Raw genomic sequence first — 21,307 nt, 5'->3', positions numbered from 1 at the left:
GCCATGCGGTTGCCGAAACGGCTTCCGGACATGCGTTGGTGCGAGGGACGGGGTGAATCGATCCGGTCGGGGCGTCTGCACGGCAAAGCGAGGGGCACGCATTCCGCCCGCGGGTATTCCGTGTCGCCGAAGGCTATGTCATGCTCCCTGCGAACCAAGGGGCGAGCAAAGTATCGCGCGCAAGAGGTGCCGGCGCGGGTTCCTCCACGACACGATGGCCGAGTCGAGGCGGCCCGGTCCGCGTGGCCTGGCGTCACTTCGACGCGATCGACCCGGGCGCCCGCTGCGGCAGCACCGCGTACGCTCACTGTCCTCTCGGGACTCCGGTCGGTGAGGTGCGCTTGCCACGCTGTTCTCGTTTCGCGTGGCGGCCCCCTGCCGTGGTGGCGGTTGGTTTTCCTTCGAACGAACAGGTGAGCGAGCGATGATCGGCGACCCTATTGCCCTAACGATCCGGCGCAGGATTGCACGCCCTGCACCGGAGCTTCTTCAACGCTTCCGCGACACCCCGACGGGATTCGTGACGGATGCCTTCAACGGGCGAGGCAGCCTGCACCACGGCATCAAGCCTCTGCGCCCGGCGATGAAATTCTGCGGCACCGCCGTCACCGCACTGTGTGGTCCCATGGACAACCTGGCCGCGATGGCCTCGCTCGACTTCATCGAGCCCGGCGACGTGATCGTCATCTCCGCAGGCGGGGATGACCATGCCGCGATCATCGGCGATCTCTGGGCGATGTGGGCCCGGCGCCTCGGCGCCGTTGCCGTGATCGTCGATGGACTGGTGCGCGACCTGCCCGGGTTGCTCGACGCGGACTTGCCCGTGTTCGCGCGGGGCTGGTGCCCCAACAGCGGTTTCAAGAACGGTCCGGGCGAGGTGAACATGGGCGTGACGTGCGGCGGTGTCCAGATCGGACCGGGAGACATCCTCGTGGGTGATCAGGATGGTGTCGTGGCGGTCCCGCTGGAACAGGCGCAAGCCGTGGCGGAACGGCTGGATCTCGTTCGCGAGAAGGAGGCGCAGGCGTTGGCCAAGGTCAAGGCGGGCGAAAAACTCGGATTCTGGAACGAGGCCGCCTTGCAGGCCCGCTCAGCTGTCCGTTACGTGGACTGACGCCGGCCCCAACGATCATGCTCGTGAGAGACGCTGCGCGGCACCGCCTGTGCGCCGACGAATTTCCATGCAGTCCGGGATCGCGGCCACGCGCGACCGGGCTGGCTTAGTCTGACCGTACCGATGTCACTCCTTTCGCTCATCTTTTCCCTCTTGCTGGAGCAACTGCGTCCCGTCGATCCCCGGGGCTTTCCGTTTGGGGCGTTCGATCGATACGCGGATCTGATCGCGAGGAATTTCAACGCGGGCAGACGGCGTCATGGTCTGTTCGGTTGGGTCCTGGCCGTCCTGCCCTGGGTCATCCTGGCGGATGTCGTCTTTGTGATGCTGAACAACCTGAGCATCGTCCTCGGGCTGGCTTGGAGCGTCGGAGTGCTGTACGTGACCATGGGGCTGCGGCAGTTCAGCGGCGGCTTCACGGCCGTTCAGGAGGCGCTGCGCGAAGGCCGGCACGATGATGCGCGCCGGCTGCTGCGCGAATGGAAGGGGGAAGATACCAGCGAGTACACGCCTCAGGACATGACCAAGATCGCCATCGAGTTCGGTCTCGCGAGTGCGCACCGGCACGTTTTCGGTGTGATTGCGTGGTACGTCTTTCTTCCCGCCGTGCTGGGAACGATCCTCCCGGGGTTCCTTGGTGCGTTGCTGTGCGGTCCCGGCGGCGCGGTTCTCTACCGGCTTTCGAGCATTGTCGCGGTCAGATGGGGGCAGCGCCACGAGGAGGATTTCCGGGTCTTCGGAGGCATGGCCCGGGATGTGTTCGCCGTGCTGGACTGGGTGCCCGTGCGAATCACCGCGCTGTCTTTCGCCATCGTGGGCGATTTCGAGGATGCGGTGTACTGCTGGCGCTCCCAGGCCGCGCAGTGGCTGGACCGGGAAATGGGCGTGGTTCTCTCGAGCGGGGCCGGCGCCCTGGGAGTACGGCTGGGCGAGTCGCTCCATCGTGACGGCGTACTCGTCTTCAGACCTGAACTGGGACTGGGTGACGAGGCCGATCTCGAACATCTGAACAGCGCGGTCGGACTCATCTGGAGAACCCTGGTGCTGTGGGTCCTGGTGATCGCGCTCATGACGGTCGCCAGCTGGGTAAGTTGAAATGGAATGCCCGACGTCCCCGCGAGGGTTGCCGTGAGGCCTGGACGACTCTGCCGTTCGCCGCAAGCACTCAGCAGTCTGTCCGAATCCCGCCTTGCGCTCGGGATCCCGTTCCGGATGAGCCTGTCCTGCCCGGTCAGGGCTCGGCGTTGGCGATCATCTGCAGTATCTCCTTTGCGATCGACCGATAGGCATCCAAGCGCCGAACGTCGATCGTTTCGTCGAGACGCGCAGCGACGATGGCACAACCTGGCTCCGCAAGATGCCGGCAGTTTGCGAACCGGCACTGTCCGATGTACGGCCGGAATTCCGGAAACGTTGCGTCCAGAGTCTCGATTCCCACATGTCTCAAGCCGAACGCTTGCAGGCCGGGCGAATCGATGATTGCCCCGTTGGATGGGAGCCGGTACAAGGTGGCATGGGTGGTCGTGTGACGGCCGGAATCGAGAGCCTTGGAAATGTCGCCGGTGGCAGCGCGAGCAGCGGGAAACAGACCGTTCACGATGGTGGACTTGCCCATGCCGGACTGCCCGACAAGAACAGTCGTGTGATCCTGCAGGAAGGGTTGCAGCGCGTCGGTGCTTGACCGTGCGCTCAGCGGCACCACGGGGTAGTCGAGGCGCCGGTACAGCTCCAGCCGGTCGATCGCGGCCGGTGCAGAGGGCAGTTCCGCCTTGTTGAGTACGACCACGGCGCGTACTCGCGCGTGTTCGGCGGCGACCAGGCAGCGATTGAGGAGTTCTTCGTAGTAGGTCGGCTCGGAGGCCAGCACCACCATCACCTGCGTCACGTTGGCGGCGATGAGTTTCTCGCGAAAGGCATCGGCGCGGTAGAACAGCGACGAACGCGGTTCGACGGATTCGATGACGCCCTGGTCCGCGGACACGGGCTCGATCCGAACGCGATCGCCGCAGGCCAGTTCGCTTCGCTTGCCCCGCGGAAAACACGTGAGCTGTGCCAAGGGGGCATCCATCTCCACCCTGTAGCTGCGGCCGTGCACGGCCGTGATGGTCCCGGACAGGTACCCATCCGAGCCTGCGCGCGAGCCCTTTCGCCCGGGGCCGCGACTCATCGGTTCCCGCGGGAACGGGCGCCGCTCGAACCGTTCAACCGTGTGTCCTCATGGAACGGTCAGGCCCGCTCCGCGTCTGCCTGTACCTGGCGACGTTGGCGCACGGCGGAGGCGAGCCGTTCCAGCAGCTGGACACTGTCGTCCCAGCAGAGGCACGCGTCGGTGATGCTCTGTCCATAGGTGAGCGGTTGCCCGGCGACGAGATCCTGGCGGCCCGCCACGAGATGGCTTTCGACCATGACGCCGAAGATGCGCATCTCGCCCGCGGCGAGCTGTCTTCCGATGTCTTCGCACACGAGCAACTGGTTCACGTGGTTCTTCTGGCTGTTCGCGTGGCTCGCGTCGATCATGAGACGGGGGGCCAGCCCACCTTGCGCCAGTGCCTGGCACGCAGCCTCCACGCTCGCACTGTCGTAGTTGGTGGCTTTCCCGCCGCGGAGGATGACGTGGCAGTCTTCGTTTCCGCTCGTCGAGACAATGGCGGAATGACCCCCCTTCGTCACCGACAGGAAGTGATGAGGTTGCTGCGCCGCCTTGATGGCGTCGACGGCGATGCGCACGTTGCCGTCGGTCCCGTTCTTGAAGCCCACCGGGCAGGAGAGCCCCGATGCGAGTTCCCGGTGGACCTGGCTTTCGGTGGTTCTCGCGCCGATCGCCCCCCACGACACCAGATCGGCAATGTATTGGGGCGTGATCATGTCGAGATACTCACAGCCCGCGGGCAGACCCAGTTCTGCGATATCCAGCAACAATTCGCGGGCGATCCGCAGGCCTCTGTTGATCTGGAAGCTCCCGTTCAGATCGGGATCGTTGATCAGTCCTTTCCAACCGACCGTCGTGCGCGGCTTCTCGAAATAGACACGCATGACGATTTCGAGATCCGATGCAAGGGTCGTCCTGATTTCCTTGAGCTTTCCCGCGTACTCCAGGGCGGCTGACGTGTCGTGGATGGAGCAGGGCCCGATCACCACGACCAGACGATCATCCATGCCATGCAGGCAGCGATGAATGGCTTCGCGGCTGCCGCTCACGGTTTCGGCCGCGCCCGGGGTGCAAGGCAATTCGCGCAAGAGGTGCGAAGGCGGCGAGAGCTCCTTGATCTCGCGGATTCTCAAGTCGTCGGTACGGGGCTGCATGGTCGATCCGGGGGATGGGCGGCCGGGAATGAAGCCACAGAACCGCACCCGCCGCAAGGGCGTGAGGCAAGCGTTCGTCAGGCGGCCTCGGCGCCCTTGCGGAGAATATTGACCAGGTTGCCGAACGCGCGGTCGAACAGCGGAATGTCCTCGAGTATCGCGAGACGCCCATTCCGGAGATAGCTCGTGACCTGATACGAGGAGTACTCGGCCACCTTCTGGCCTTTGCGGTTGCTGAAGACGAACGTGCTCCGATAGGGACTGATGAACGACAGGCGGGCCTGGACGATTTCCTTCCCATCCTGCTGGATTTCCACCCAATCGCCTTCCTTGAGACCTGCGGCCAGCTGCGAGAATTCGTCGCCTGCAGGCGCGGGCAAGGGTGCGGCCATGCTCGATCCGGCGCCGGCGAAACCGGGTAGATCGTTGAACGACACTTCCTCCACCTCGATCTCGCCGTCCCCGAAAGGATTGCGGACCTTCACCGCCGGGAACACCTCGGGCGCCGCCTCGGCGGACATTTCTTCCTGCAGCGGCAACGCCTCCACGAGCTGCACCGTGGGTGGCAACGTCGTGGCCTCGACATTCCGTTCCGGTTCGGCTGCGCGTTCGCCTTCGTTCATGGGCGCGGTGATGTCGTGAACCTGGGCAGCTCCCGGGTAATCGAACGCGACCTCCTCCACGATCATGGAATCGCCGCCATCGGCCCCGACGAACGCCGAGGGCGCTGGCACTTCTTCGACGCGAGTCAACTCCGCCGCGGGCGGTATCGACAGATCGGCGGGGTGCTCCGGAACGGGCCCGGCTTGCTCGGGATGCGCCTCCGCCATAGTGATGTCGATCGGCGCTGGCAGCGCTTCTTCGGTCGGAGGAGCGTCCGTGCGTGCATCCAACGGTGCCGCCGGGGACGGCGTCGGACCGATCGACCGCAAATCGCTGGCCGCCAACTGCGGAGGGATGGGAATCGATCCGGTGACGGTTCGGGTGGGCGGCGCGGGCGAACGCTGGAACAGCGATGTCGCCTCTGCCCCCGCGATCGTGCGGGCATGGCAGCGCATCAGCACGGCGTTGAAGCGCTCACGCACCAGCCGGTCCGTTCCGATCACTTCCATTCCCTTCGCAAGCCGCTTCAGCAGTCCCGGCAGGATCGACACCATGCGCTTGCGCTCGTCGACCGTGTGCTTGGGCGTGAGGCTCCATACCAGGATGTCCAGCGTTTCGACGAGACTGTGCCAAGCGCGGCTTTCCCGGCCGCCCTTCGCGTAGGCGAGAATCAGAAGCTTCATCCACTCGGTGGAGAGGAACCGGAGGATCGCGCGCGGGAGCGTCTGCCCCTCGATGTGCTGCTTCAGTTCGTTCTGGGCGAACAGGCGGGCGACTTCCAGACGTTCCTTGTCCTGGATCCGCTTGGATTCCTTCTTTCCCGCGGCGTCCGCCGTCTGGTTGAGTTCGGAGATCATCGCCTCGAACTCGGCGGTGATGCGATCGAAGACGCCGAAGTCTTCCTCGAACTGCTCCACCAGCGAGCTCAGAGTGGATTCGATGCGCTGATACAGGGGTGTGCCGGGAGCGAATCCCTCGCCCAGCCCCATGGACAGTTCACCCAGCGTGTCCAGCATGTGCCGGGCCGGATGTGCCTTCCGCGAAAAGAAGGTCTTGTCCAGGACGGCGACTTTCAGCATCGGAATCTGCAGCCGGCCGATGAGTGCCTTCATCGCAGGCGCAATGCGGGCATCGCCGAATATCTGATCGAACAGCATGGCGACGATGTCCAGCGTCACCGTGTCCATCTGCCCCATCTGCTGTCCAAGGCTGGTGGACTTGAGCGCGCGCAGCACGTTCGGTGTCGGCGGAGGCAGTTCGCCGGTCAGCATGGACGGGGCCTGTCCGCCCAGCCACGCGCCGAAATCCGGAGGCGCGTCCGGCAGGGCTCCCACATCCCCTTGCTGCAACCGGGTCAGGGAGCCGATGAGGCTTGCCCCCTGCGGCATTACCGCTCCGGGATAGCCCGGCGCGTACGAATGGGAGGTTGTCAGCCTTGCACTTTGACCGGGTGAGCCATGGCCGCCGGGAAGCATTCCGGCGAGTGCCCCGAACGTCGAGGTGATTTCGCCTGGAGCCGCCGGCAGCCCTGTCCCGCCGGGAGGCACGGGGGGAAAACCCGCCGGCGTCACGATACCGCCCGTGGCCTCGCCCTGCGTTCCCGGAGCTCCGAATCCCTGCACACCGCCCGCTGGCGCACCCGCGCCTCCGGCACCACCTCCAATTCCTCCCGTGCCGGGAAACTGTCCGCCACCGCCCGCGCCGTAGCCACCGACCCCGCCTCCGCCGGGGTGCGCGGGATACCCACCCGTAGCCATCCCCGGCCCAGGTTGTCCCGGGATTCCATAGCCTGGGGTTCCGGCACCACCTGCTCCCCCGGTCCCCGGCTGTCCCGGAGCGCCATACCCCGGCACCCCCACACCACCCATGCCTCCGGCACCAGGAACGCCCGGTCCTCCCGGCACCCCTGCAAAATTGGGGCTGATCGAGGGGTAGGCGCCGCTGGCGTCAGGGGAATAGCCGCCCGGATACCCTGCGCCGGCAGATCCGGCGGAGGGTCCGGCCTGGCCGGGGGCCCCGGGCAGGCCAGCGGAGGCGCCGGGGGGAATCGCTCCGGCCCCCGGCACGCCGCGTCCGGCTCCCAGGTTCATCATCATCAGCTGCTGCAGCATCGCGAAAGGATCGGTCGCCGCATCGCTCCCGGAACCAGGGACGCCCGCGGTGGGGATCGACAGCGACACACTCGCGCCCGGAATGGCGGTCCCCGGGCTGCCGATACCCGCGGCTCCCGCGCCTGCCAACCCCGCGGCGTGTCCGGCGCCACCAGCGGTGAGCGGTATCTGGGCGGTGACGATACCTGCGCCTCCTGCTGAGCTTCCGCCGCTCACGATGGGAAGCGTCACGCTTCCGACCACCTGAGGCCCCTCCGTCCGGGGGCCGGTGGTCGGACCCGCACCCGACTGAGGTTTCTTCGATGCGCCGTAGCGCACGGTGGGCAGAACGCCCTTTTCCTTGAGGAGGTTGTTGACTTCCTTGTACAGCTTCAGGATTTCCGGCCGCGTGCCCTCGTCGAGCGCGCGTATGACCAGCAGCTTGATCTTGATCTCGAGATTGGCGGCGGACAGGGCGTTCTTGAATGCGTCTGCAATGCCGCCCGGGGCGAGCGGATTGTCGTTGCTGTCCATCTCCGGCCGGTCGAGCACGATGGCAATGCGCTGATCCAACGCTGCCAGTTCCTCGTCCGCGCCGTTGCGGATGCGGTTCGCGATCTCGGTGAACCGCATGTCTTCCTCGAGCACGCCGTCGTCGACCAGGGACAACTCGCTCCAGCTCGACTTCACCTCCGCGAACTGCGCGCCCGTGCCGGACTTGCCGCTCGTGGCAGGAACGAAACGCTTGACGAGGTTGTTCCGAAGCTCCGTCTCGATGGCCTTGCGCTGCCGCGGCCATTCCTCCTTCGCCTTGAGATAGAAGTCGCGCGTGTCGCGGTCGAGCGCATGCTCCGCGAGGTCGTAGATCTCGTCGATCAGCTTGTCGAAGCCGGTGGAGGCGCCTGCGCAGATCTTCTCGAGGGAGATCGAGCGGATCTGCCCCATCAGGCTGTCGGGCGGCGGCTCGTCCGGAGCGTCACTGCGGGAGGAAGGAAAACTGACGATGTTCGACCCCGAGGTAGTCATGTTGGCCGACGCGTCTCGGGAAGCGCGGTGCCGCATGAGCGTGACAGGACGCCCTGGCCGGTGATGGCCGGAATGCCCGCGGCGGTTTCAGGTTCGCGATCCAGCTTCACGCGATCGAGTCCGTTAGATTGACCGGGAACGGCACCCTGTCGCACTCTTCGTTATCCTGATATGTGTAGTCGAAAGATAGCACGACTCCTGCCCGCATCCACGCCGGCGCATGTCTCCTGCCATCCGGGGAAAGGCACGAGCGAGCGAGAATTCCCCTGCCGCCCTCTCGGAACCCGAATTCCACCTCATCCTGATCCTATATCTGCGCTGCAGGCAGAAACTTTAGCTCGCCGAGGCCCCGGAGAAATGCCTGAGCCGGGCAATCCGCGCGCTTGCGGGCGGATGGGAATCATAGAAAGCCGAGTGCAGAGGGTCTGGCGTGAGTGTCGATGCGTTGTCCTTGTACAGCTTGACCAGGGCCTGTGCCAGATCTGCGGGCGATGCATTGCGCGCCGCATAGGCATCCGCCTCGAACTCGTGCTTGCGGGAGTACATGGCGATCAATGGGCGGAACGGGAAGGTGAACACCGGTACCACCATGAAGAAAACCACGAGAGCCACCGCATCGGAGGCAGGAAACGGCGCATGGACCCCATCGAAGAACCAGGCCGCATTGCGCAGCATGCCAAGCGCCCACAGAAAAGCCAGGCCCCCGGCAAAGGTCCAGGCCATCCGCCGGAACACGTGGTTCAACTTGAAATGGCCCAGCTCGTGAGCCAGTACCGCTTCGATCTCGCCCGGATCCAGGCGACTGAGCAGCGTGTCGAAGAATACGATCCGCTTCGCCTTGCCGAACCCTGTGAAATAGGCGTTGCCATGGCTCGATCTGCGGGAACCGTCCATGACGAACAGCCCCTGCGAACGAAAACCGCACTTCTGCAGCAACGCCTCGATCCTGCGGCGCAAGTCGCCGTCCTCCATGGGAGAGAACTTGTTGAACAGCGGAGCGATGAACGTCGGGTACACCGCGAGCATCACGACGCTGAACCCCACCCATACGCCCCAGACCCAGAGCCACCAGAGCGATCCCATGGCTTGCATGAGCCAAAGCACGGCGAGAACCAGCGGAAGTCCCAACACGACGGCCACCAGCGTCTGCTTGAACAGGTCGCCAATGAACATTCCCGGAGTCATCTTGTTGAATCCGAACCTCGCCTCCAGCACGAAGACGCGGTAGATGTTGAATGGCAGCTCGACCAGCGAAGTCACGATGCCCACCGCCGCGATGAAGACGACGCCCGAAGCGATTGCACTTTCGAACATCCTCTGCGCGATGTCGTTCAGGGCATTGAAACCGCCTCCCAGCGTGAATGCCAGCAACACGACGGCGTCAACGACGAGCCCCACGGAATTGAGCCGGCTCTTTGCCACGGAATAGTCGGCAGCCTTCTGGTGCGCGCCCAGATCGATCTGCGGGGCAAAGGGTTCGGGCACCTGCGAACGATTCGCGCGGACATGGGCAATGTGCCGCCACGAAAGCCACAGGCGAAGACCTGTGCCGGCCAGGAGAAGCAGAAGGAAGAGCAGACCGAAAGGAGTCATCAGAGGGATCAAGTTGCTGTGGTGGGTACCGTTATGACAAACTTATACGCTTGAATTTCCGAGAAATATTATGGCACAGGATGCAAACCGGCTGATCTGGATCGATATGGAAATGAGCGGCCTCAGCCCCGACAGCGACCGGATCCTCGAACTCGCGACCGTTGTGACGGACTCCCGCTTGGACATCGTCGCGGAAAGTCCGGTTCTGGTGGTTCATCAGGAAGCGGCCGTGCTCGACGGCATGGACTCTTGGAATCGCGCGACGCACGGCCGGTCAGGACTGACCGAGCGTGTCCGTCAGTCGACGTTGAGCGAAGCCGATGCCGAGGCGCAGATGCTGGCATTCCTGCGGGAGCATGTTCCCGGGGCCGTCTCACCCATGTGCGGAAACTCCATCTGTCAGGATCGCCGCTTCCTCGCGCGCTACATGCCCGGTCTGGAAACCTACTTCCACTATCGCAATCTGGACGTCAGCACGCTCAAGGAATTGGCCAAGCGGTGGAAGCCCGAACTCATGGGCGGGTTTTCCAAGCGGGGCAAGCACGAAGCGCTCGCCGACATCTACGAATCGATCGAGGAGCTGAAGTACTACCGGGAGAACTTCATCCGGCTGTGAGCGGCGCCTCGATTCAGGCGGGATGGGCCCCTGCCTGATAGCGGCGGAGTTCTTCCAGAAGTCTCCCCACGAGGGGTTCCAGCGCTTCGAGCCCCACGCGTGCCGAAGGCAGGTCCGCGTCCCGTGCGGCATGTTCCACTTCGAGCGCCTTCTCGCGGACGGCGCCCGCTCCGAGCGTGGCCACGGTGCCCTTCATCGTGTGGGCGTGGCGCCGGGCCGTGGGAGCATCTCCGGCCGCGAGAGCGTCACGAAGTGCGGCAAGCTGCCGGCTCAGTTCTTCCAGCGCGATGGTGACCACGTCGTGAAGGAGTTCCTCGTCCCCGCCGATCATGTCCAGGGCTTCCTCACGACCGAACAGACGTACTCCGGAATGCGGTGCCCCTATCCCTGGTGAAGAGTGCGCAAGAGTCTCAAGGGACGGTGATGGCATGGGGGAAATCATGGGGTGCTTCCTCGGTTGATCCAAGTCGTTAACGGCTTGCCGGACCCCGACTTGAACGGATCTTCCTGATCGCATGGAGCAGCCCGGCCGTGGAACCATCGAGTCCCTCGTCTGCGTCTCTCCCTGAGATGCGCGGCAGCAGGTTGCCCGCGAGCTGCTTGCCCAGCTCGACTCCCCATTGATCGAAGGCATTGATGTTCCATAGCACGCTCTGCACGAACACTCTGTGCTCGTAGAGCGCAATCAGGGCACCGAGCGCGTACGGGTCCAGCCGTTCCAGCAGGATCGTCGTACTGGGGCGATTGCCGGGAAACGAGCGATACGGCGAAAGGAACGAGGCTCGCTCGGCCGGCATTCCGGCAGCGAGCATCTCGTCCTGGGCTTCGTCGCCGGACTTGCCGAAGGCCAACGCCTGCGTCTGGGCCAGACAGTTTGCCAGCAGCATCTCGTGGTGCCTGCCCGACTCGTGCGCGCCCACGGCGGCCACGATGAAATCGCACGGCACGATTTGCGTGCCCTGGTGGAGAAGCTGGAAGAACGCGTGCTGGCCGTTCGTGCCGGGTTCTCCCCAGACGATGGCGCCGGTCGGGTGATCGACACGGTTGCCTTCGCGGTCGATCTGCTTGCCGTTGCTTTCCATGTCCAGCTGCTGGAGATAGGCCGGGAGCCTGTGCAGGTACTGGGAATAGGGCAGCACCGCCCGCGTGCCGCATCCGTGAAAGTCCGCGTACCACACATCGAGCAGACCGAGCATCACCGGGGCATTCGCATGCAGTGACGTCGTCCGGAAATGCTCGTCCATGGCGTGGGCTCCCGCGAGGAGCTCCTCGAACCGATCCATTCCCACCGCCATGGCGACAGGCAGGCCAATGGCAGACCACAGGGAATAGCGTCCGCCGACCCAGTCCCAGAACTCGAAGACGCGGTCCGGCGAAATGCCGAAGGCCGTGGTGCCCGGGACATTGGTACTGACGGCGGCGAAGTGCAGGCCGACCGCATCGTTCCCCAGCGCACCGGTGAGCCACTGCCGTGCGGATTCGGCGTTGGCCATGGTCTCCTGGGTCGTGAAGGTCTTGGACGACACGATGAACAGCGTCTCTTCAGGACTTGCACCTCGCAGCGCTTCCATCAGATGGGAGTCGTCCACGTTGGAAACGAAACGGACATCCGGTGCATCCGCCGCATAGGCCCGCAACGCTTCGCACACCATGCAAGGGCCCAGATCCGAACCGCCGATGCCGATGTTCACCACGGTCCTGAACGCCTTTCCCGTGGCTCCGCGCAGTCTGCCTTCGCGAACGCCCGCCGAGAAACGGCGCATGCGCCCGAGAACATCGCGCACGGCGGGCATCACGTCCTTCCCGTCGACAGACATGGGCCGCTCCGACCGGTTCCTCAGCGCCATGTGCAAGGCCGCCCGGCCTTCGGTGTGATTGACGTGATATCCCGAGAACAGGCGCTCGATCCATGACGGCAGCTGCTGCTGCCGCGCCAGTGACACCAGCAGATCCAGCGTCTCGGCAGTCATCCAGTTCTTGGAGCAGTCCAGCAGCAAGGGACCGGCTCGGAGGCTGAAGCGCTCGAACCGATCGTTCTCATCGGCAAACAATTGCCTCAGTGTCGTCGTTGCCAGCCGGTCGCGATGCCGTTCCAGCGCTTGCCATGCCGGAGATTTCGTCAATGTGCTCATGGGAGATGGAGAACGGAGGCCACGCACGGATTCTAACGGTCCCGCGATGGGCCAGCGGAACCGCTTTGCCCCGGATGTCGCACCGTTGTCACATCGCCGCTAGAATCGCCGCTCCCCGGATCGAGTCATGACAGAGCCCTCCATCAATCCGCATTCGCACGGCAAGGCCGGGACGGCTTCCCCGCCGTCCGTGGAACTGCTGGATGCGTTTCTCGATGCCATTGCCCAGCCCATGGCGGCATTCACCGCCGAGGGCGTGGTGATGTCCTGCAATGCGACATGCAGGGACGAGTTCGCCAGGTTGTACGGCCGTCCACTGGAACCCCTGTCCCGACTGGACGAATACCTGGCCGAACTGCCGCAGGAATGGGATCGTCTCCACGGCCTGATCAGGCGGGCGGCCGGTGGAGAGTCGTTCACCGTCGAGGCGGAACTGGGAGACGCCTCGCTTGCCCGCAGCCTGTATTCGATGATGTTCGCTCCCTTGCGCGACCGCGACGGAACGATCGCCGGCGCAGCGCTCATCGCGCAGGACATTACCGAGACCAAGCGGGCCCACACGCTGCTGCTGGAAAGCGAGCGACGATTCCGCGATCTGGCCGCCAACGTTCCGGGCGTGATCTATCAGTGGGTCGAGCGGGCGGATGGCAGCCGCGGCTTTCTCTGGGTGAGTCCGCGGCTGGAGGAGATCTTCCACATCGACCGCAATGCCATCAGCAGCATTGCCGACTATATCCACCCGGATGACCGGCCGCGGTGGGTGGCCTCCATCGAACAGGCCAATCGCCGTTCGTCCGTGTGGAACTTCGAGGGCCGGCTGCTCTATCCGGATGGCACTGTCCGCTGGTGGCAGGGTATTGCGCGGCCCTCCCGCGTGACGGCAGAGGAGATCGTCTACAACGGGGTGATGCTGGACATCACCGACCGCAAGCTCGCGGAGCAGGAACTCATGCTCGCTGCGAAGGTATTCGAAGGCACCCGGGAGGCCGTGATGATCCTGGATGACTCGGGTGCCGTTCTTTCCGCGAACCGCGCGTTCACCGCCATCACGGGCTTTCGTGCCGACGAGGTGAAGGGAACGCCGCTGCCCGTATTCGACGGGGCGCGTCACGATCAGGCGTTCGTGGAATCGCTGTGGGAACACGCGCACCGCGATGCGGGTTGGGAAGGCGAGGTCTGGTTGAGACGCCGAGACGAACTGGTGTTTCCCGCGCGGTTGCGGGCGAACGTGGTGCGGGCTGTGGACGGCACGCCAACTCACTGTCTCCTTGCGTTCGAGGACATCTCGGAACGCAAGGCGCAGGACGATCGCATCCGGCATCTCGCTCAACACGATTTCCTCACCGGGTTGCCCAATCGTGCCCTGCTGGAGGACAGGCTCAAGCAGGCCATCCCCCTGGCGCAGCGGAGCGGCAACCGGCTGGCAGTGATGTTTCTCGACCTCGACCGGTTCAAGATCATCAATGACTCGCTGGGGCACGAGGTCGGCGATGCGCTGCTGAAGCAGGTTGCACGCAGGTTGACGGGCTGCATACGCGCAGCCGATACCGTGAGCCGGCAAGGCGGCGACGAGTTCGTCGTGCTGCTCCAGGATCTGGATGCTCCCGAACAGGCGGCCGCCGTTTGCCGCAAGGTGCTGGAAGTCGTGGCGGAGCCTTTTGTCTTCCAGGGGCTGGCGCTCAACGTGACGCCTTCCGTGGGCATTGCGATCTATCCCGACGACGGAGCGGACTTTCCGACGCTGCTCAAGAATGCGGACGCCGCGATGTATCACGCCAAGTCGCTCGGCCGGAACAACTTCCAGTTCTTCACCCAGGAAATCAACGCCCGGGTGCTCGAGCGGGCCGAGATCGAGTCACGATTGAGGGGCGCGTTGCACGGGGGCGAACTGCAGCTGTGGTTCCAGCCGCGCTTCGATCTCGCCACGCGGGCCGTGGCTGGACTCGAGGCGCTCCTGCGGTGGCCGGATGGTGGCGGCGGGTTCACTCCGCCCGAAAGATTCATCCCCGTCGCTGAGGATTCGGGACTCATTGTGGAACTGGGCAACTGGTGCATTCGCAGGGTCTGCAGACACCTCAAGGAGTGGACGCTGCAGGAGGTGCCGCTCGTGCCCGTGTCCACCAACATCTCCGCTGTGCAGTTTCGTCAGGGAGGCGTCGCGGCCGGCGTGATGTCCGCGCTGGAGGAACTGGGCGTGAACAGCCGCCTGCTCGAACTGGAAGTCACCGAGAGCGCCATCATGAGCGATGCGGAAACCGCGCGCACCACGCTATCGGAGTTGCGCAAACGGGGAGTCCGTCTTGCCGTGGACGATTTTGGCACCGGCTATTCGTCGCTTGCGTACCTGCGGCGTCTTCCCCTGGACACGCTCAAGATCGATCGTACTTTCGTGCAGGGAATCGACGAGGATCCCGAGGACGCCGCCATTGCGGTGGCCATCATCGGTCTGGCGAAAACCCTTGGACTGCGCACGCTGGCCGAGGGAATCGAGACGCAGGAACAACTGGAATTCCTGCGGCGTCACGGTTGCGACGAAGGCCAGGGATTCCTGTTGGCGAGGCCCATGCCCCCCGACATGGTCCCCACCTGGCTGCATTCGGTTCGGGGTCCGGCCCAGCTTTCGCTGGGCATGTGATCCAGTCGGTCAGACGGCGCGTTCGAAGATGGCGGCGATACCCTGCCCGCCCCCGATGCACATGGTGACGAGACCATAGCGTCCACCCGTGCGCTGCAGTTCGTACAAGGCCTTCAACGTGATGATGCAACCCGTTGCCCCGATGGGGTGACCGAGGGCGATCGCGCCGCCGTTGGGATTGGTCTTCCTGGAGTCGAAGCCGAGATCCCGCGCGACTGCGCATGCCTGTGCCGCGAACGCCTCGTTGGATTCGATCACGTCCATCTGCGCCACGGTAAGACCCGCCTTTCGCATGGCGTTGCTGACTGCGGGAACCGGACCGATACCCATGATCTTCGGATCCACGCCCGCGTGACCATAGGAGACCAGCCGCGCGAGCGGCTTCAGCCCTTTCTTCTCTGCGATGCCCCGTTCCATCAGCACGACTGCGGCTGCGGCATCGTTGAGGCCGGACGCGTTGCCGGCTGTCACCGTGCCGTCCTTCTGGAACACGGCTCGCAACTTGGTCATGTCACCGAGCTGGACATCGGGACGCACGTGCTCGTCCGTGTCGAAGATCACCGTACCCTTCTTGCCCTTGAGCTCGACGGGCAGGATCTGCGACTTGAAATGACCGGCGGCGATGGCAGCCGCGGCCCGGCGGTGGCTCTCGAGCGCGTACTCGTCCTGCAACTCGCGCGAGAGGCTCCATCGCTCGGCAATTCTCTCCGCGGTCACGCCCATGTGCTCCTTGTCGAACGGATCGGACAAGGCCCCCGTCATCCAGTCGATCAGAGGCTCGTCGCCCATGCGCTGGCCCCAGCGGGCAGCGGGCATCACGTAGTTGGACCGGCTCATGCTCTCGGCTCCACCCGCGAGGGCGATGTCGGCATCGCCGAGCATGATGCTCTGGGCGGCGCTGACAATCGCCTGCAGGCCGCTGCCGCACAGGCGGTTGAGGGTCATTGCCGGCGTTTCCTGAGGAATGCCGCCATTCATCGCGCAGACCCGGGAGAGGTACATGTCCTTGGGCTCGGTCTGGATCACGTTGCCGAATACCACGTGGCCAATCTCTGCCGCTTCGATCCCTGCACGGCTGATTGCCTCGCGGGTCACCCGGGCGCCCAGTTCCGTGGGCGAGAGATCCTTCAAGGCCCCGCCGAAATCGCCGATTGCCGTTCGCACGCCGCTCACGACGACCACTTCACGCGCATTGCTCATGTCCGCCCTCTCCCGCGATTCAACGCTCGACGGCCAGGGCCACGCCCATGCCGCCGCCGATACACAGACTGGCCAGGCCCTTGCGGGCATCTCGCCGGATCATCTCGTGGAGCAGGGTCACGAGAATGCGGCAACCGCTCGCTCCGATGGGATGGCCGATGGCGATGGCGCCTCCGTTCACGTTGACCTTGGACGTGTCCCATTCCATGTCGCGATTGACCGCGATGGCCTGGGCGGCAAACGCTTCGTTGATCTCCATGAGGTGGAGGTCCTGCGGTGTCCAGCCTGCCTTGGACAGACAAAGCCTGGAGGCGGGAACCGGGCCCATTCCCATGAACTTCGGATCCACGCCAGCCGACGAATACGCGCGAACCCGCGCGAGGGGCTTCAGCCCCAGCGATTCGGCCTTGCGAGCCGACATCATCATCACGGCTGCCGCACCGTCGTTGATTCCCGAGGCGTTACCTGCCGTCACCGAACCTTCCTTGTCGAAGGCGGGCCGCAATCCGGCGAGGGTGTCGACCGTCGTTCCGTGTTTGGGATACTCGTCCGCGTCGAAGATGACTGGAGGCCCCTTGCGCTGAGGCAGTTCGATGCCGACGATCTCGTCCTTGAACTTGCCTGCCTTCTGTGCAGCTTCCGCCTTCTGCTGCGAAACCGCGGCGAATTCGTCCTGCTCCTGGCGGCTGACTCCCCACTTCCGGGCGACGTTCTCCGCCGTGATGCCCATGTGGTACTGGTTGTAGACGTCCCACAGCCCGTCGACGATCATGGAATCCACGAGCTTGGTGTCCCCCATGCGGAATCCATCGCGGGAATTCAGCAGCACGTGCGGAGACAGGCTCATGTTCTCCTGCCCCCCCGCGATGACGATTTCCGCATCCCCGGCCTTGATCGCCTGGGCTGCCAGGTGGGTTGCCTTGAGTCCCGATCCGCACACCTTGTTGATGGTCATGGCAGGCACCATGTCGGGCAGCCCCGCGGCAAGAGCTGCCTGACGCGCAGGGTTCTGGCCCGAAGCGGCGGTGAGCACCTGGCCCAGCAGCACTTCGCTCACCATCTCGGGCTTGACACCGGTCCGCTCCAGCAGAGCCTTGATCACCGCTGCACCCAGCTGCGGCGCTGCCGTCCTGGCCAGTGAGCCGCCGAACTTTCCGACCGCCGTCCGGACAGCGCCGACGATTACGATCTCATCCATGACTGCCTTCTCCTATGCATCGGCGCGAGGCGGGGCGGGCGCCTGGTTGTGCACTGCAAGAGCGAAAGTCTACGCGCGCCCGGCAGGGAATGTCGAGACGGGTTGTGCGGTACAGCATAGGCGCGTCAGGTGTATGGACGGGGGCCCCCGTCAGTCGTCCGGGTCGTGTAGCCGGTCCAATTCCCGGCGGTCTTTCTTGGTCGGGCGGCCCTTCTGCAAGGGGTTCATGGGGCGGGCGGCGCGGATCCGATCCGCAGTCGCCAGGCGCTCGGTCAGGCTGGCGTGTGTTTCCTCGTAGAGCCTCTGCGCTTCAGGAGCGGGGCCGCGTCGATCGGACAAGCCGCGAACGACGATTCCCCAGATGTAGGGTCCGATCCGGACCGACATCTGATCGCCGACCCGGACGGCACGTGCCGGCTTCACCCGTTCTCCGTTCACTTGGACCTTGCCGCCATCGACGGCCTCCGTGGCCAGCGAGCGGGTCTTGAAGAAGCGGGCCGCCCATAGCCACTTGTCCAATCTGATGCGTTCGTCCGAATCACTCACGTCTGCATCGGCCCCGAGGGGCGGCCCCCACGCGCGACTCCCCGCCCCAAGCCGCAAGCGGCCGCCGTGTCCGTCGCGCCCGCCCATAGCCACTTGTCCAATCTGATGCGTTCGTCTGAATCACTCACGTCTGCATCGGCCCCGAGGGGCGGCCCCCACGCGCGACTCCCCGCCCTGGCCGCAAGCGGCCGCCGTGTCCGTCGCGCCCGCCCATAGCCACCTCTGTGGTTCTCTATCCCTTGCCCCGCCCCCCAATCTGATGCGTTCGTCCGAATCACTCACGTCTGCATCGGCCCCGAGGGGCGGCCCCCACGCGCGACTCCCGCCCCATGCCGCACGCGCGCGCCGTGTACGTCCCGCCCGCCCATAGCCACTTGTCCAATCTGATGCGTTCGTCCGAATCACTCACGTCTGCATCGGCCCCGAGGGGCGGCCCCCATGCGCGACTCCCCGCCCCAAGCCGCAAGCGGCCGCCGTGTCCGTCGCGCCCGCCCATAGCCACTTGTCCAATCTGATGCGTTCGTCTGAATCACTCACGTCTGCATCGGCCCCGAGGGGCGGCCCTCACGCGCGACTCCCCGCCCCAAGCCGCAAGCGGCCGCCGTGTCCGTCGCGCCCGCCCATAGCCACTTGCCAATCTGATGCGTTCGTCAGAATCACTCCGTCTGCATCGGCCCCAGGGCGGCCCCCCCGCCCCGCCCCCCCCCCCCAGTCTGATCCGATCGTCGGAATGGGGCGTCCCCACGTCGGTCTCGCACTGTCTCAGTGACGGGTGGATCCCGCCTGGGTCTGGATGTCCGTGGCAAATACCTGCTCGGCATCAACGCTATCCAGAACATACCGCCGGCGGCAGAACTCGCACGTCACTTCGATCTTGCCTTGCTCGGTCACGATGGAACGGACCTCTTCGGGGCCGAGCAATCTGAGCATGCCGGTGACCCGCTCGCGCGAGCATGAACACCGGAAGGACAGAGGGGTCGCCTCGAAGACCCGCACGTCTTCCTCGTGGAAGAGGCGCCTCAGGATTTCTCTGGCCGGCAGGCGCAGCAGTTCCTCGGCCGACACCGTAGAACCGAGATGGGACACGCGATTCCACGCGTCCGCGTCGTCCGATTCTCCCGACGGCAATTTCTGAAGGAGCATGCCGGCTGCCTGACGATCGTCGCAGGCAAGCCACATGTGTGTCTCGAGTTGTTCCGAGGAACTCATGTAATGCTCCAGCACCGCGGCGACCGATTCGCCTTCCAGCGCCACCACGCCTTGATAGGACTGTTGTCCATCACGTGGGACCAGCGTGATCACGAATCTGCCTGACCCAAGGAGTGTCTTGAGTGGTGCGACGGGAATCTCCCCTTCCCAGTTTGCCGTGGACCGCATCGTGCCTTCGCTGGTCACTTCCACGACCACCAGCTTGACCACCCCGTCGCCCTGCATCTGCATGATGAGCGATCCGTCGAACTTGAGTGTTGCCGAGAGCAGGGCGCCTGCGGCCATCAGTTCCCCGAGGATCGACCGCAAGGGTTCGGGATATTCGTGGCGTTCGAGTACCGCCCGCCAGGTGGCATCCAGGTGCACGAGATGCCCGCGAATGGGCGTGTTCTCGAACAGGAAACGTTGCAGGGAATCGGTCATGGAGTGCGAAGGAAGCGCCGCTGGATCTTGCCGGTGGTGGTCATGGGCAGGCTCGAAACGAACTCGAAAGCCTTGGGGCATTGATATGGCGCGAGCCTTCCCCGAACGTGTTCCTGCAGTTCTCGCTCCAGTTCAGGCGAGGGCGAAACGCCAGGGGAGGGCACGATGACCGCCTTGATGATCTGTCCCCGAGTCGCATCCTCCGTTCCGATCACGGCGACGTTGGCAACAGCAGCGTGCCTCAACAGGCAGTTCTCGATCTCCGCCGGGCCGATGCGGTAGCCCGCGCTCTTGATCACATCGTCCGTCCTGCCTCGGTACCAGTAGTAACCTTCTTCGTCGCGTACCGCGAGATCGCCGGTTCGCGCCCAAGGGCCTTGGTACTTTGCCGCCGTGTCCTCCGGGCGGTTGAGGTACTCGAGAAACATCACGGGATCGTTCTCGCGGTGCACGCATATCTCGCCCAGTTCGCCATCCGGCAGGATGTTGCCGCCGTCGTCTAGCAGGGCAATACGGTGTCCGGGATACGGACGACCGACCGCACCCGGCTTCGGAGGAAACAACCGGGCAAAACCGCCGATCACGTAATTCATCTCCGTCTGGCCGAAGATCTCGTTGATCGTCACTCCGAACTGCTCCTTCGTCCACTGCATCACCGTCTCGCCGACGGCCTCGCCGCCGCTCATCATGGTCCGCAACCGGATGTCGAACCTGTCCCTCGGCGACTCGATGTGCTTCATCATCATCTTCAGCGCCGTCGGGAAGAGAAAAGCATTGCGCACGCCATAGCGTTCCATGAGCCAGCAGGCTTTCTCGGGATCGAAGCGTCCCCGATACGCGAGCTGAGGCATGCCGAAGAACCAGGTGGGCAACAGCGCATCGAACAGGCCTCCGGTCCAGGCCCAATCGGCCGGCGACCAGAACATGTCGCCCCTTTCCGGAAAGAAATCGTGTGAACAGCAGAAGCCCGGAAGGTTTCCGATGAGCGCCCGATGGGGTATCACGGCTCCTTTCGGAGAGCCCGTCGTGCCGCTGGTGTAGATGATCACCGCGGGATCGCTGGCCGAAGTCTCTGCGGGATGGTGGTGGACACTTGCCTTGGCAAGCAGATCCTCCCAAGGGAGGATATCGGTCCCCCGGGCGCCACCCACACCGATCACATGCCGGAGATTCGTCAGGCCATCACGGGCTGCGTCCAGGGCAGGCAATGTCTCGGGATCGACGATCGCCACACACGCTTGCGCATCCTCAAGGCGATAGCCCACAGCATCTGGGCCGAACAGATGTGATAGAGGCAGTGTGACCGCGCCCATCTGATAGCACGCCACGTGCGCGATCGCCGTTTCAGGCCGCTGGGGCAAGAGGAGGCCTACGCGATCGCCGCGCCCCACGCCCAATGCGCGGAGCGCATTGCTCAGACGATTGGCTTCGCGCTGGATGTCCCAGAACGTATAAGCGCGGGCGTCGCCGCTCTCGTCCTCGAAGTACAGGGCGAAGCGCTCACGTTCCATCGCGTGACGTCCGCACACGGCCACTCCGATGTTGAAACGCGCGGGGACGTCCCAACGGAACTGCTCGGTCAGCGAGGTGTAGTCCGATGCGTCCCGAGGCAGGAGCAT

15 protein-coding genes are annotated in these 21,307 nt (G+C 64.6%); 4 read left to right on the top strand and 11 right to left on the bottom strand.

The window, feature by feature from the left end:
* Positions 1-424: 424 nt before the first annotated feature.
* Together IPK20_24155 and IPK20_24150 are read left to right on the top strand one after the other, a co-directional pair.
* On the top strand, positions 425-1,114 hold the full coding sequence (locus IPK20_24155; protein MBK8019469.1) for an RraA family protein: 690 nt from the start codon (positions 425-427) through the stop codon (positions 1,112-1,114).
* Positions 1,115-1,237: 123 nt separating this feature from the next.
* Positions 1,238-2,209 (top strand): CobD/CbiB family protein, encoded by a 972-nt coding sequence (locus IPK20_24150; protein MBK8019468.1) that lies wholly within the window; start codon positions 1,238-1,240, stop codon positions 2,207-2,209.
* Positions 2,210-2,345: 136 nt separating this feature from the next.
* Here the strand turns inward: IPK20_24150 and rsgA are convergent, their stop codons facing one another.
* The 4 genes from rsgA to IPK20_24130 all read right to left on the bottom strand — a co-directional run bounded on the left by rsgA (position 2,346) and on the right by IPK20_24130 (position 9,729).
* Complete coding sequence (rsgA, locus tag IPK20_24145; GenBank protein ID MBK8019467.1) at positions 2,346-3,281, bottom strand: ribosome small subunit-dependent GTPase A; 936 nt, start codon at positions 3,279-3,281, stop codon at positions 2,346-2,348.
* Positions 3,282-3,340: 59 nt separating this feature from the next.
* Entirely contained in the window at positions 3,341-4,417 is a 1,077-nt protein-coding gene (aroG, locus tag IPK20_24140) for a 3-deoxy-7-phosphoheptulonate synthase AroG (protein ID MBK8019466.1), read from the bottom strand.
* A gap of 77 nt (positions 4,418-4,494) precedes the next feature.
* A complete protein-coding gene (locus tag IPK20_24135) occupies positions 4,495-8,136 on the bottom strand; it encodes a DUF1631 family protein (protein ID MBK8019465.1) in 3,642 nt (1,213 codons plus the stop codon).
* Positions 8,137-8,469: 333 nt separating this feature from the next.
* On the bottom strand, positions 8,470-9,729 hold the full coding sequence (locus IPK20_24130; GenBank protein MBK8019464.1) for a M48 family metallopeptidase: 1,260 nt from the start codon (positions 9,727-9,729) through the stop codon (positions 8,470-8,472).
* A 70-nt stretch (positions 9,730-9,799) separates the two neighbouring features.
* Between IPK20_24130 and orn the strand changes: the two genes are divergently transcribed.
* Positions 9,800-10,345, top strand: coding sequence for an oligoribonuclease (gene orn / locus IPK20_24125; protein MBK8019463.1), 546 nt, complete (start codon positions 9,800-9,802; stop codon positions 10,343-10,345).
* Positions 10,346-10,358: 13 nt separating this feature from the next.
* On the opposite strand, the gene IPK20_24120 is transcribed toward orn, so the two are convergent.
* A complete protein-coding gene (locus IPK20_24120; GenBank protein MBK8019462.1) occupies positions 10,359-10,676 on the bottom strand; it encodes an Hpt domain-containing protein in 318 nt (105 codons plus the stop codon).
* A gap of 139 nt (positions 10,677-10,815) precedes the next feature.
* On the bottom strand, positions 10,816-12,477 hold the full coding sequence (gene pgi / locus IPK20_24115) for a glucose-6-phosphate isomerase (GenBank protein MBK8019461.1): 1,662 nt from the start codon (positions 12,475-12,477) through the stop codon (positions 10,816-10,818).
* A gap of 127 nt (positions 12,478-12,604) precedes the next feature.
* On the opposite strand from pgi, the gene IPK20_24110 reads away from it, so the two are divergent.
* The gene (locus IPK20_24110) at positions 12,605-15,112 is read left to right on the top strand and encodes an EAL domain-containing protein (GenBank protein MBK8019460.1); all 2,508 of its coding nucleotides are present in this window, start codon (positions 12,605-12,607) and stop codon (positions 15,110-15,112) included.
* Positions 15,113-15,121: 9 nt separating this feature from the next.
* Here the strand turns inward: IPK20_24110 and IPK20_24105 are convergent, their stop codons facing one another.
* The 5 genes from IPK20_24105 to IPK20_24085 all read right to left on the bottom strand — a co-directional run bounded on the left by IPK20_24105 (position 15,122) and on the right by IPK20_24085 (position 21,307).
* Positions 15,122-16,312, bottom strand: coding sequence for an acetyl-CoA C-acyltransferase family protein (locus IPK20_24105; GenBank protein ID MBK8019459.1), 1,191 nt, complete (start codon positions 16,310-16,312; stop codon positions 15,122-15,124).
* A 19-nt stretch (positions 16,313-16,331) separates the two neighbouring features.
* On the bottom strand, positions 16,332-17,510 hold the full coding sequence (locus IPK20_24100) for an acetyl-CoA C-acetyltransferase (protein MBK8019458.1): 1,179 nt from the start codon (positions 17,508-17,510) through the stop codon (positions 16,332-16,334).
* Between the two features lie 150 nt (positions 17,511-17,660).
* The gene (locus IPK20_24095; GenBank protein ID MBK8019457.1) at positions 17,661-18,143 is read right to left on the bottom strand and encodes an RNA-binding S4 domain-containing protein; all 483 of its coding nucleotides are present in this window, start codon (positions 18,141-18,143) and stop codon (positions 17,661-17,663) included.
* Positions 18,144-18,818: 675 nt separating this feature from the next.
* The gene (gene hslO, locus IPK20_24090; GenBank protein MBK8019456.1) at positions 18,819-19,688 is read right to left on the bottom strand and encodes an Hsp33 family molecular chaperone HslO; all 870 of its coding nucleotides are present in this window, start codon (positions 19,686-19,688) and stop codon (positions 18,819-18,821) included.
* Positions 19,685-21,307, bottom strand: a complete 1,623-nt coding sequence (locus IPK20_24085; protein ID MBK8019455.1) for an AMP-binding protein — start codon at positions 21,305-21,307, stop codon at positions 19,685-19,687. The genes hslO and IPK20_24085 overlap by 4 nt, the downstream gene beginning before the upstream one ends.

It is taken from the genome of Betaproteobacteria bacterium, assembly GCA_016713305.1.
Taxonomy (GTDB): domain Bacteria; phylum Pseudomonadota; class Gammaproteobacteria; order Burkholderiales.
The sequence above is the reverse complement of the archived record's forward strand: the minus strand, read 5'-3'. Positions and strand labels throughout refer to the sequence as shown.

Excerpts from the sequence above, each read along its gene's own strand:
- aroG (MBK8019466.1), bottom strand. The coding sequence starts at position 4,417 with ATGCAGCCCCGTACCGACGACTTGAGAATCCGCGAGATCAAGGAGCTC.
- pgi (MBK8019461.1), bottom strand. The coding sequence starts at position 12,477 with ATGAGCACATTGACGAAATCTCCGGCATGGCAAGCGCTGGAACGGCAT.
- IPK20_24120 (MBK8019462.1), bottom strand. The coding sequence starts at position 10,676 with ATGATCGGCGGGGACGAGGAACTCCTTCACGACGTGGTCACCATCGCG.
- IPK20_24110 (MBK8019460.1), top strand. The coding sequence starts at position 12,605 with ATGACAGAGCCCTCCATCAATCCGCATTCGCACGGCAAGGCCGGGACG.
- hslO (MBK8019456.1), bottom strand. The coding sequence starts at position 19,688 with ATGACCGATTCCCTGCAACGTTTCCTGTTCGAGAACACGCCCATTCGC.
- IPK20_24105 (MBK8019459.1), bottom strand. The coding sequence starts at position 16,312 with ATGAGCAATGCGCGTGAAGTGGTCGTCGTGAGCGGCGTGCGAACGGCA.
- IPK20_24150 (MBK8019468.1), top strand. The coding sequence starts at position 1,238 with ATGTCACTCCTTTCGCTCATCTTTTCCCTCTTGCTGGAGCAACTGCGT.
- IPK20_24135 (MBK8019465.1), bottom strand. The coding sequence starts at position 8,136 with ATGACTACCTCGGGGTCGAACATCGTCAGTTTTCCTTCCTCCCGCAGT.
- IPK20_24095 (MBK8019457.1), bottom strand. The coding sequence starts at position 18,143 with ATGGGCGGGCGCGACGGACACGGCGGCCGCTTGCGGCTTGGGGCGGGG.
- orn (MBK8019463.1), top strand. The coding sequence starts at position 9,800 with ATGGCACAGGATGCAAACCGGCTGATCTGGATCGATATGGAAATGAGC.
- IPK20_24100 (MBK8019458.1), bottom strand. The coding sequence starts at position 17,510 with ATGGATGAGATCGTAATCGTCGGCGCTGTCCGGACGGCGGTCGGAAAG.
- IPK20_24155 (MBK8019469.1), top strand. The coding sequence starts at position 425 with ATGATCGGCGACCCTATTGCCCTAACGATCCGGCGCAGGATTGCACGC.
- IPK20_24085 (MBK8019455.1), bottom strand. The coding sequence starts at position 21,307 with ATGCTCCTGCCTCGGGACGCATCGGACTACACCTCGCTGACCGAGCAG.
- IPK20_24130 (MBK8019464.1), bottom strand. The coding sequence starts at position 9,729 with ATGACTCCTTTCGGTCTGCTCTTCCTTCTGCTTCTCCTGGCCGGCACA.
- rsgA (MBK8019467.1), bottom strand. The coding sequence starts at position 3,281 with ATGAGTCGCGGCCCCGGGCGAAAGGGCTCGCGCGCAGGCTCGGATGGG.